Source organism: Collinsella sp. 4_8_47FAA (assembly GCF_000763055.1).
GTDB lineage: Bacteria > Actinomycetota > Coriobacteriia > Coriobacteriales > Coriobacteriaceae > Collinsella.
Window position 1 is genome coordinate 73,080 of the sequence record NZ_KN214138.1, and the last position, 11,589, is coordinate 84,668.

8 protein-coding genes and 1 pseudogene are annotated in these 11,589 nt (G+C 61.4%); 2 read left to right on the forward strand and 7 right to left on the reverse strand.

Annotated features, from left to right (window positions below):
- Window positions 1-199, forward strand: a pseudogene (locus HMPREF9463_RS11440) (transposase); the annotation flags it as partial.
- A 483-nt stretch (window positions 200-682) separates the two neighbouring features.
- On the opposite strand, the gene HMPREF9463_RS09320 reads toward HMPREF9463_RS11440, so the two are convergent.
- The 3 genes from HMPREF9463_RS09320 to HMPREF9463_RS09330 form a co-directional block, all read right to left on the reverse strand.
- Entirely contained in the window at window positions 683-1,723 is a 1,041-nt protein-coding gene (locus tag HMPREF9463_RS09320; RefSeq protein WP_035138765.1) for a Gfo/Idh/MocA family protein, read from the reverse strand.
- 69 nt (window positions 1,724-1,792) lie between these two features.
- Window positions 1,793-3,049 carry an MFS transporter gene (locus HMPREF9463_RS09325; protein ID WP_035138766.1) on the reverse strand — a complete coding sequence of 419 codons (1,257 nt, stop codon included), beginning with the start codon at window positions 3,047-3,049 and terminating at the stop codon, window positions 1,793-1,795.
- Window positions 3,050-3,115: 66 nt separating this feature from the next.
- Entirely contained in the window at window positions 3,116-3,997 is an 882-nt protein-coding gene (locus tag HMPREF9463_RS09330; protein WP_035138767.1) for an SDR family NAD(P)-dependent oxidoreductase, read from the reverse strand.
- 233 nt (window positions 3,998-4,230) lie between these two features.
- Here HMPREF9463_RS09330 and HMPREF9463_RS09335 point away from each other — a divergent pair, with 233 nt between their 5' ends.
- Complete coding sequence (locus tag HMPREF9463_RS09335; protein WP_035138768.1) at window positions 4,231-5,109, forward strand: LysR family transcriptional regulator; 879 nt, start codon at window positions 4,231-4,233, stop codon at window positions 5,107-5,109.
- Between the two features lie 43 nt (window positions 5,110-5,152).
- Here the strand turns inward: HMPREF9463_RS09335 and HMPREF9463_RS09340 are convergent, their stop codons facing one another.
- From HMPREF9463_RS09340 to HMPREF9463_RS09360, 4 genes are all read right to left on the reverse strand, one after another.
- Complete coding sequence (locus tag HMPREF9463_RS09340; protein ID WP_052044217.1) at window positions 5,153-6,244, reverse strand: GGDEF domain-containing protein; 1,092 nt, start codon at window positions 6,242-6,244, stop codon at window positions 5,153-5,155.
- A gap of 533 nt (window positions 6,245-6,777) precedes the next feature.
- Complete coding sequence (locus tag HMPREF9463_RS09350; RefSeq protein ID WP_035138770.1) at window positions 6,778-8,697, reverse strand: ABC transporter ATP-binding protein; 1,920 nt, start codon at window positions 8,695-8,697, stop codon at window positions 6,778-6,780.
- Entirely contained in the window at window positions 8,690-10,504 is a 1,815-nt protein-coding gene (locus HMPREF9463_RS09355; RefSeq protein WP_035138771.1) for an ABC transporter ATP-binding protein, read from the reverse strand. Before HMPREF9463_RS09355 ends, HMPREF9463_RS09350 begins: the two co-directional genes overlap by 8 nt.
- Window positions 10,497-11,003 (reverse strand): MarR family winged helix-turn-helix transcriptional regulator, encoded by a 507-nt coding sequence (locus tag HMPREF9463_RS09360; protein WP_035138772.1) that lies wholly within the window; start codon window positions 11,001-11,003, stop codon window positions 10,497-10,499. The genes HMPREF9463_RS09355 and HMPREF9463_RS09360 overlap by 8 nt, the downstream gene beginning before the upstream one ends.
- Window positions 11,004-11,589: the final 586 nt, after the last annotated feature.

Genomic DNA, 11,589 nt, shown 5'->3' on the forward strand with positions numbered 1-11,589 from the left:
GAAGACGGAGCGGCACAGGCTCAACCGCGGCGGCAACCGGCAGGCGAACTGGGCGCTCTACGAGATCGCGATCAAGCGCATGGCATACGACGAGAGGACGAAGAGGTACGTGGCGAAGCGAACCTCCGAGGGGAAGTCCCGGAGGGAGGCGATCCGCTGCCTGAAGCGCTACATAGCGCGGGAGGTGTACCGCGTGCTCATGGACCCGAACCCCGACGGCGCCGCGCCGGAAGGCCCCGAGCTCGCGAAGATGCGCAAGGCGATGCGGGTGACCCAGAAGCAGGCCGCCGCGGGGCTCGGCATGTCCGCGGCCTCACTCGGTCACCTGGAACATGGGAGACGGCGGTCGACGAAACTGGAGAGGAGGTATTACGAGCTCCTGTGCGAATTGAAGGGAGCGCTCCCGCAAACTGCCTATTGACAACTTATAGGAGCGTCGGTTTTTATTTCGCAAAATTCGGTATGGTTGAGGGTTGTCGGTTAAACGTAGTAGATAGGCCCATTTCGTGGCGAACGAATTAGGCCGAGGTGCAAAATAGCCCCTCGCCTCAGAAAAATCGTCGGCAAGGTAGCAAAATGCTCCGCGGGCAGGAGGCTGCTCGCGGAGCAAAGAAGAGGGGCTTATTGGTGGCGGACCGAAGGGACCCGGCATGGGGCTTCTGCCGCGGTCGCTCTTAAGGCATTACAGCTCAACGAGCTGGCCGGTCTCGGCGGCCTCCTTGATGGCGTTGAGAAGCGTGAGCGTCTTAACGTTGTCGGCGGGGGTCACGACGGGCTCGACCTCGCGGCGGACGACCTTCACAAAGTGCTTGAGCTGCATCTTGTGCGGCAGCGCCGGGTCCACAGCCGGGATCTCCATCTGCAGCGGCTTGTGCCAGTTGGAGGCGCCGTCGTAGGAGAACTGGCGCAGGCGGGGCAGCGAAAGGGCGCCCTTAGTGCCGCCGATAAAGTAGGCGTCGGCGTCGAAGGGACGATACTGCGGGTCCTCGCGAGCGGTAGCCTCCCAGTTCCAGGGGCTGGCGGTGGCGTCGGAGATGGTCATGCTCGCAAGCGCGCCATCGGCAAAACGGACGTTGACCACGGCGGAGTCCTCGGTCTCAAAACCGCGGGCGGCGCTGGACTGCATGCCCTGGACGGCAACGGGCTCGCCCAGCAGGTAACGGAGCAGGTCGACGTCGTGCACCAGGTTGACCAGGATCGGGCCGGCACCCTTCTTGCGGCGCCACTCGACATCGAAATACTCGTCGTTCTTATAGATCATGTAGTGGAAGCTCGACACGGTGAGCTTGCCCAGCTCGCCGGACTCGATGATCTCCTTGGCCTTGTTGACGAAGGGGTTGTGGCGACGGTGCTGACCTACGAGCACGGGCACGCCGGCGGTCTCGGCCTCGGCGGCGAAGGCCTGGGCATCCTCGAGATCGTTGGAGATCGGCTTTTCGATCAACGGCACGATATTGCGCTTCACAGCCTCGCGGGCAACGCCCAGGTGCAAGTCGTTGGGGGTGGCGATAATGACGGCCTCGGGTTTGACCTCGTCCATCATCTGGGCGGGATCGGTGTAAAACGGCACGCCGGCGGCCTCGGCCGTGGCGCGAGCGCCCTCAAAGGCGTCGGCGATGGCGACGAGTTCGGCCTCGGGTTCCTCGGTGACAAAGCGGATGTGGTTGCGGCCCATGGCGCCGGCGCCGATAACGGCAATGCGGACGGGGTTGAGCTCAGACATTTCGACTCCTTAATACTGGTGACCGGTGGGATGCGACAAAGGGGCTGTCCCTTTGTCGCATCGGTAAAACTAGGCGGACTTCTTCTTGCTGTCGGAGACCATCATGTAGACGGTGAGCACGACGGCGATGGCGGCGATCACAATGGCGCCGTAGAAGGACTGCTGGTAGGCGGCGCTGCCGGCCTCGGCGTGATACAGCACGGCGGTGATGGGCTGGCTGATCCAGGTGGAAGCGGCATAACCCAAAAACATGATGCCGTAGTTGACGCCGATGTTGCTGGTGCCAAAGGCGCCACCGGTGAGCGGCGGGTAGATGACGAGCAGAGCGCCAAAGCTAAAGCCGAGCAGGGCGAGCGCCACAAAGAACATGCTCTGCGTAAAGCTCATCGACATGATGACGAGTGCGACGATGGTGACGACAAGGCTGATGAGCAGCGACTTATAGGCGCCGAGCTTGTCGATGATCTGGCCAAAGGACAGACGGCCGACCAGGTTGGCGCAGGTGTTGACGGAGACGACCACGCCGCCGAGGGCGACGGCCGCGGCGCTCGTGGGGTCGGCGAAGAGCTGGACGGCGGCGATGGAGGCAACCTTGCCCACGAGCAGGGTGCCCGCGGTGGCGGCAAAGGCGAAGGTGACGATGAGGACCCAGAAGCGCGGGGTCTTGACCATCTCGCCCGGGGTGAGGTCGCCGAAGGTGCCGGCATGCGCGCCGCCCTTGGGGGCCTCGAAGCCCTCGGGCAGCCAACCGGCCTCAGGGGCCTTCAGGAACAGGGCGGAGGCGGCGATCGTCACAAAGAAGATGACGCCGAGTGCCTTGAGGGCGTCAAAGATGCCCAGGCTCGGGATGAGCAGCGAGGCGAGCACCGGGGACAGTACAGCGGGGCCGGCGGTCGAAGCGGCCAGGGTGATGCCGGAGGCGAGGCCCTTCTTGTCGATGAACCACTTTTGGCCGGTGGTGAGCGCCGGGTTGTAGCCCAGGCCGTTGCCGATGGCGGCGACGAGCGAGAACCACAGGTAGAACTGCCACGGCTCGGTGACGGTGCCGGACATGAACCAGCCCAGGCCGTAGCACACGGCGGCGGCGATAACGACGTTGCGCGGGCCGATCTTATCGGAGATGCGGCCGGCGAAGATGCCCGTCACGGCCATGATGGTCTGAAAGACCGGGAAGGCCCAGGTAAGGGCGCTCGACCACTCGGGGTAGACGGCGAGCAGGTTCTTGCTCACGACGGAATACAGCGCGATGGAGCTGATGAAGAACATGGTGACGCACGCGGCGGAAAGCACGACGGCGCGACCCTTGTTGGAGTTGGTGGAAGCCATTGGACTCTTTCTGATCGATACGGGGGAGGAGCGGGCGTGTCCGCGGGACCTCCCTGTCAGGTTGGTTTACTGGTCAGTCGGCTTGGCGACGCCGGACTCATCGGACCAGAGCTCGACACCCTTGTTCTTAAGGTAGTTGTCGGCATAGGCGCGACGGCCGCCGGGCTTGGCGGTGAGGTCGCCCATCATGTTGGAGAAGCCGCCGTCGACCTTGATGGCGTCGCCGGTGGTGAAGTCCGAGCGCGTGGACGCCAGGAACATGACGGCGTTGGCGATATCGCTGACCTCGCCGATGCGGCGCGTGGCGATCAGACGGCTGCGGCTCTTTTCGACCTCGGGGTCGGCGTAGAAGTTGGCCGACATCGGGGTCTTAACGAAGCAGGGTTCGACGCAGTTGGAGCGGACGCCGTAGGGGCCCCACTCGGCGGCGAGCATCTTGGACATCATGTTCACGCCGGCCTTGGTGGAGCTGTACACGCCCGAGAACGTCTCGGGGGAGTGGCTGGCGACGGTCGAGATGTGCACCAGGCGACCCTGGCCGGCCTTGATCATCTCGCGACCAAAGCGCTGCGAGGTGATGAAGTAACCGGTGAGGTTGACGTTGAGCACCTGCTCCCAGTCGCTCAACGGCAGGTCTTCCATGGCTGCGAAGCGCAGGATGCCGGCGGTGTTGACGAGAACGTCGACGCGGCCGAAGTCGGCGATGGTGGCATCGACGGCGGCCTGAACCTCGGCCTCGTCGGTGGCGTTCATCTTGTAGCCCTCGGCGTGGATGCCAAACTCGGCGGCGAGGTCGGCGGCTGCGGCCTTGACCTTTTCCTCGTCCAGGTCGAGCATGACGACGTTGGCGCCATTGCGGGCGAACTCGCGGCAGATCTCGGCGCCCATACCGCCGAGCGCGCCAGTCACGGCGCAGACATCGCCCTCGAGCTTAAGCCAATTGCTCATAGGAACTTCCCTTCTTGTGCCTCCCGGTGGGTCGCTCCCATTAACCGACCCACGTGGTTTTCGCTGGTTATCGTATGCTTTGCATTTGCGCAGGTGAATTGCATATTTGTTAGAATGGCGTTAACCGTAGGTTTACGCTGTGCAATGTAGTTTATGCTTAACCGAGCGCGTGACCTGCGAAAATAACCCCCTGTGGCGCCATGTGGCCACGGGTGCGAAAACGGGAGAATGACGTGTACGATCGACGACTTGAGGCCATATCGGCCGCCGCGGAGCTGGGAAGCTTCTCGCGTGGGGCGGCAAAATTGCGCGTGTCGACCCCGGCGCTCGTCAAGCAGGTGTCGGGATTCGAGGCCGAGTTCGGCATCACGCTGTTCGAACGCTCGCACTCGGGCGTCAAGGTGACGCCGGCGGGCGCACTGCTGGTGGACGACGCGCGCTCGATCATGCGGCAGTCCGAGGACGCGCTGCGCCGTGCCCGACGCGCGGCGGGCGATGGCGGTGCCGTGCGCCTGGGCGTGTCGATGATGTGCCCAGGGCGCCAAACGCTGTCGATGTGGTCGGGCATCCACGATCTGGAACCGTCGCTGCGATTTGAGATCGTGCCGGTAAGCGACCTCTACGACGAACGCGAGACCGTCATGCGCAGCCTCGGTCGCGAGGTGGATGTGGTGCAGTCGAGTTTTTCGACCCCGCGCTGGGGTGACGCCTGCCAAAAGCTCCGCATCGTTAACGTGCCGTTTTATATCGACGTGCCACGCACGAGCCCGCTGGCGCGCAAGACACGCATTACGGTTGCCGACCTGGAGGGCATGCGCCTGCGCGTGCTCCGCCACGGCAACGACGCAATGGACAGCCTGCGCATCGACCTTCTGGCCGACGGCGGCGTTGACGTGATCGACGTGGACAGCTTTGACTTTGCGCTCTTTAACGAGGCAGAGGAAAAGGGCGACGCGGTGCTCACCTGCGGCGCATGGTCGGGGGTGCACCCGGCCTTTGTGGGCGTGCCGTTCCTGTGCGGGCGAGAGGTGCCGGTCTTTCTGCACTACCCGCTCGAGCCCACCCTCCAAGTCCAAAAATTCGTCAACGCCATGGCCCAACTCCTCAAGTAGCCAAAAGAGTCCCGTCCCAAATTAGCTACCCTTTGCTACGGGTTTAGCGGTCCTCGCGTTGCGGCCCGGCTGCCTCGGCTGTCTTTACGCGGTTCTTATCGACGTACATGTTCTTGTCGGCCTGGGAAAAGAGTTCGCGCATGGTAGGCGGCTCGTCAAAATCGCTGGAAAGCGCATACCCCACCGCGTAGCTGATGGGCATATCGGGGTGGACTTCGGAATACTCGTTCACGTTCGCGCGAATCCGAGTGAGACAAGATTCCACAGCGGCTCGGTCGGCATCCCACAGCACCGCGATAAACTCATCGCCGCCGTCGCGACCCACAAAGCACGTCTCCGACGCCACACTTCCCAGTTGTTGGGCAAAAGAGCGAATGTATTCATCGCCCTTCTCATGGCCGAAGTTGTTATTGACCGTATGCAGATTGTTAAGGTCGAAGACGCACACCGCAACGGGCGCCTCCGCGGAGACAGGCTGCTCCTGCCCCAAGATCTCCTCGCACTTGTTCTTATTGGGCAGTCCCGTGGCTTCGTCGAGATAGACTTTGCTCTGCAGCTCGCGATTAAGCGCGGCAGTGCGCACCGCGCGAACAAGTTCAACCGCAAAGGTCGCCACCAAGCCCACGATGTCGATGATCACCAAGCCCTCGAGATAGTTGAGCGCCGACGCCTTCTCCTGAGAGTAGTCCTCTGCGAGTCGCGTAGCATCGTCGCAAATGCCAAAGAACTCCTCGCTCATGGAGATGATGTCGGTGTTCTCATAGCCGACTTCGCGCACGCGGATGATCTCGGTGCAAAGCTCATCAAAATAATTTGCAAGCTCGGTCATTTTTGCCTGATACTCATCGTCGTCGAGACGGACGAGGTTGAGGTCGTCACTTCCGTAACGCAAACCGTTGATGTATGAATCCACGGCTTTGAGCAGGTCATCTTGAGGCTGGCCCGCATCCTCGAGCTTAACGATTCGCTGCGTGGTACCGCGCACCAGACCGGCGTAGTTGACCACACGCGCCGTGCCCTGGATATCGGAGACGAGCAGCATAACATTGATGAAGAAGAAGATGAGAACTGCCGTGAGCACCATCATGAGCAGGCGCACCGCCTGGCTGGCCTTCTTGGCGACAGAAGTATTCACAAGTTCACTCTCTCAAATGGCAAAAGCGCAGGTGGCACCCAGCGTGCTGAAATTCACGTGAGGTCAACTCTACCATATGGGCCAACAGCCTCAAACTGTAGCAGACGCTCGTCCAAATTGGCGTGACGCTTGTCTTGTTGTTCTTGACCTGGCCGCGCTATCGAACATGTTTCTGGTCTTGGATCACCATGGGAAAGCTCATCCCGTTTTGTGCGTCTAGAGTGGGATGCGGTTTCCCAAAGGTGCCGTTAGGGGAAACCACATCCCGGTTTATGCCCTTGAAATGGGATGCCGTTTCCCGGAGGGGGCCCAGCGGGAAACGGCATCCCATTCTGGGCCCGAAAAGTGGGATACGGTTTCCGGCCGGCATGAATAAAGCCTCCGCAGCTCGTGTGGCTGCGGAGGCTTTATTCGTTGCGGTGCATTGTGTTTGGGTCGTTGAGATGAGTCGATTTGCCCCGAAAGAGGAGGGCATTGACCTTAGGGTCATGCCCGACGAATGAGCGGCAAATCGGCCATCTCGGCGAGCCGAACTACTCCAGCTCAAACGCTCCGGTATAGAGCTGATAGTAGTATCCGCGCTTGGCGATCAGCTCGTCGTGGTTGCCGCGCTCGATGATGCGGCCGTGGTCCAGACAGATGATTGCGTCGGAGTTGCGCACGGTGGACAGGCGGTGCGCGATGACAAACGTCGTGCGGCCTTCCATGAGCTTGTCCATGCCGGCTTGCACGATGGCCTCGGTGCGGGTATCGATGCTCGACGTGGCCTCGTCCAGGATCATCGCCGGCGGATCGGCGACGGCGGCGCGTGCGATCGAGATCAGCTGGCGCTGGCCCTGCGACAGCTGGGCGCCGTTGCCGGTGAGCATCGTGTCGTAGCCGTCGGGCAGGCGGGTGATAAAGTCGTCCGCACCGGCGAGCTTTGCTGCCGCGATGCACTCCTCGTCGGTGGCATCCAGATTGCCGTAGCGGATGTTATCCATCACGGTGCCGGTGAACAGGTTTACGTCCTGCAGCACCACGCCCAGCGAGCGGCGCAGATCGGCCTTGCGGATCTTGTTGACGTTGATGCCGTCGTAGCGGATCTTGCCGTCGGCGATGTCGTAGAAGCGGTTGATGAGGTTGGTGATGGTCGTCTTACCGGCACCGGTGGCGCCGACAAACGCGACCTTCTGGCCCGGCTTGGCAAACACGGACACGCCGTGCAACACCTCGTGGTCGGGCGTGTAGCCAAAGTCGACGTTGTCCATGACCAGGTCACCGCGCAGCGGCACGTACTCGATCTCGCCGGTTGCGCGGTGCGGATGTTTCCACGCCCACATGCCGGTGTGGTGGTCGGCCTCCTCGAGCTGCCAGGTGCCGGGGTTCACCTGAGCGTTGACGAGCGTCACATAGCCTTCGTCGGCTTCGGGCTCCTCGTCGATGAGCTCAAAGATACGGTCGGCGCCGGCGAGGCCCATGACCACGGCGTTGATCTGCTGCGAGATCTGGCCGATCTGTCCGCAGAACTGCTTGGTCATGTTGAGGAACGGCACCACGACGGCGATGGACAGCGCCATGCCCGAGATGCTCAGGTTGGGCACGCCCAGCGCTAGGAAAATGCCGCCTGCCAGTGCGACCAGCACGTAGAGCAGGTTGCCCAGGTTCATAAGGATGGGCATGAGGATGTTGGCGTACATGTTGGCCTTTTGCGAGACCTCGAAGAGCTTTTCGTTGCGCTCGTCAAAATCGGCCTCGGCGGCAGACTCGTGGCAGAATGCCTTTACGACCTTCTGACCGTTCATGACTTCCTCGATATGGCCCTCGACCACGCCGAGTTCGGTCTGCTGCGCAATGAAGAAGCGCGCGGAGTTGGAGCCGAGCAGCTTGGTCATAAAGGTCATAAAGGCGACGCCGGCCACAATGACCAGGCACATCCAAACGCTGTAGTACAGCATGATAAAGAACACCGTGACGATGACGATGGTCGTCATGAGCAGGTTGGGCAGCGACTGGCTGATCATCTGGCGCAGCGTGTCGATGTCGTTGGTGTAGTGGCTCATGATGTCGCCGCGCTGGTGCGTGTCGAAGTAGCGAATCGGCAGGTCCTGCATGCGGTTGAACATCTTCTCGCGCAGCTTCTCGAGCGAGCCCTGCGTGACGATGGCCATGGCGCGGTTCCAGAACAGCGAGGACAGGATGCCGACGCCGTAGATGCAGGCGAGGGTGGTCACGAGCTGTGCGATCTTGGGCTGTGCAGCTTCCCAATCGCCCGACTGCCACGATTCGCTAATAATCTGCAGGGCGCTCTGAAGGAAGGTCGCGCCGATGGAGTTGATGATGGCGCAGAGCACTACGCCGACGACGACGAGGGGCAAAAGCACGGGGTAGAAGCCAAAGAGCGTCTTGATGAGGCGCGACATGGTGCCACCCTTGCGGTTGAGCGCGCGCTCGGCGGTCGTTGCCTTACTCATGTGCCTCGCCTCCTTCCTGGGTCTGAGCTTGTGTTGCGGATGCCTCGGTGTCGGCCTCGACGGCCTCTTCGCCTTCGGCAGACATCTTGTTTTGCGAGGTAAAGGTCTCGCGGTAGATCTCGCTCGTCTTGAGCAGCTCGTCGTGGTTACCGATCTGCGCGATGCGGCCGCCCTCCATGACGATGATGCGGTCTGCATCCTGCACGGAGCTAATGCGCTGGGCGATGATGAGCTTGGTCGTGTTGGGCAGATAGCTTGCCAGCCCTGCGCGAATCTTGGCGTCGGTCTTGGTGTCGACGGCGCTCGTGGAGTCGTCCAGGATCAAGATCTTGGGGCGACGCAGCAGGGCACGCGCAATGCACAGGCGCTGCTTCTGACCGCCGGAAACATTGGAGCCGCCCTGTTCGATCCAGGTGTCATAGCCCTTGGGGAAGCCGTCGACAAACTCGTCGGCGCAGGCCAGATGCGCGGCCTCGCGGACCTCTTCGTCGGTGGCGTTCGGGTCGCCCCAACGCAGGTTCTCGGCAATCGTGCCGCTAAACAGCACGTTTTTCTGCAGCACCATGGCCACCTGGTGGCGCAGGGCGTCCAAGTCGTAGTCGCGTACATCCACGCCGCCCACGCGCACGGTACCCTCGGTGGTGTCGTACAGGCGGGCGATGAGGTTTACGAGCGTGGACTTGGCCGAGCCGGTGCCGCCGATGATGCCGATGGTCTCGCCGCTCTTAATGTGCAGGTCGATATCGTCGAGCGCCTGGCGCTTCGCATGCGCGGAATACTTAAAGCTCACGTGGTCAAAGTCGATGGAACCGTCGGCAACCTCGAGCACGGGCTCGGCGGGATCGGCGATCGTGGGCTCGGCGGCTAGCACCTCGGTGATGCGGTGCGCCGATTCGTCGGCCATGGTCACCATGACAAAGATCATCGACAGCTGCATCAGGCTCATAAGGATCTGGAAGCCATAGGTAAAGATCGAGGAGAGCTGGCCCACGTCGAACAGGGTGCCCTGGCTCGTGATGATGAGCTTGGAGCCCAGGTAGATGATGACGACAAACGCGCCGTTGACGCAGATGTTCATCATGGGGTTGTTAAAGGCAAGCAGCTTCTCGGCGCGGGTGAAGTCCATCTGGACGTCGCGCGCAGCGGTCGCGAACTTCTCCTTCTCAAAGTCTTCGCGCACATAGCTCTTGACCACGCGCATGCCGGTGACGTTTTCCTCGACGGACTCGTTAAGGGCGTCGTACTTGTGGAACACGCGCGAGAAGATGGGACGCACCTTAAAGATGATAAAGAACAGTCCAAAGCCCAGCAGCGGAATGATGACCAGGTAGACCATAGCGACGCTGCCGCCCATGATAAATGCCATGGTAAAGGCGAAGATCAATACCAGCGGCGCGCGCACGGCGATACGGATGATCATCATAAAGGCCTGCTGCACGTTGTTGATATCGGTGGTCAGGCGCGTGACGAGCGAGGAGCTCGAGAACTCATCGATGTTGGCAAAGCTGAACGTCTGGATCTTGTAGAACAGGTCATGACGCAGGTTCTTGGCGAAGCCGCAGCTCGCATGGCTGCAGGTGACGCCGGCGGCGGCACCAAAAGCAAGCGACGTCAGCGCGATGAGCACCAAAAAGCCCGCGGTGGGAAGCATCTCGGCTACGGTGGCGCCGTCTTTGATGGCGTCGATCAGGTTGGCGGTGATAAATGGAATCAGCATCTCGCAGAGTACCTCGCCAAGCACGAGCAATGGCGTGGCAACAGTGACTTTCATATAGTCGCGGATGCTGCCCATGAGGGTTTTAATCATCCAGTTCCTCCCAGGTTACACGGATTTTCTCGAGCATTTCGGCGAGCTGCTCGCGCTCATCGTGGGTGAGGGCACCAAAGGCCTGCTCTCTAAAGCGAATGCGGGCTGCCTGGTCGATGCGGGCGTTTTCCCGGCCGGTTTCGGTCAGGCGAATGGTGAGCTGCCGTCGATCCTTGGGGTTACGGCTGCGCTCGATGAGGCCGTTGAGCTCGAGCTTGGACAGGATCTCGGAAAGCGACCCCGGCTTGAGGTCAAAGTGCATGCCGAGTTCCTGCTGCGACATCTCGCCGCCGGGTTGCTTGGCCAGCAGGCAGATGATGGGCGCCTTGCCGGACACGCCTCCGCCATGAAAATGCATGTAATGGCCGCAAAAGCCCAGGCCATTGAGGATGCGCTTGGCAAGCTTGTCTTCTGAGCTAACCGCTTCGGGTGCATCCGCCGGCTGTGACGGGTCGCCGCCGGGCTCATGCGAACAAAGGTTAAGAGGTTCATTGCACATGAATTAGTGTTGCTCCTTTCTTTAGTTAGGTAGTGGAATTGTTTTGTGCCTAACCAATCTAGGAGCATGAGAAATGAATGTCAAGGTACCAAACTAGCCGTTACGCGGTTTTACCAAACCGCGTAACGGCTCTATGTTCGAGCGGCACTTAGGGACGTTCCTTATGTGCCGGCACTTGGGGACACTCCTTGGGCTAATTGCCGGGATAGTCGTTGGGGACGTTCTTGTTTGACTAGTCATTTAAGAACGTCCATTACAGTCGAAATTGTCAGCCCGGGACCGTCTCGGGCTACGATTGAGGCGCGCCCAGAACGGGCCGCCGACCGGGCGCCCGCGCACGGCCGAACGTCCCTGCCCCCGAGAGGGCCTGTTGGGTGCTGCCGGCGCGGGACGCGCCGCCCCCGACGGCTGATAGGAAAGTGCCGGGCAGGCGCCGCGGCTGGTAATGTGAGTGCCGAGGGGGAGGCCATCCGGTCGAACGACTACCGGAAGGATACCACCGTGAAAGCGCCATCCACCAGACCCGCGGCCGTGCTCGGCCTGGACGTCGGCAAGTCGTCGCACTGGGCCTGCCTGATCGACCGCG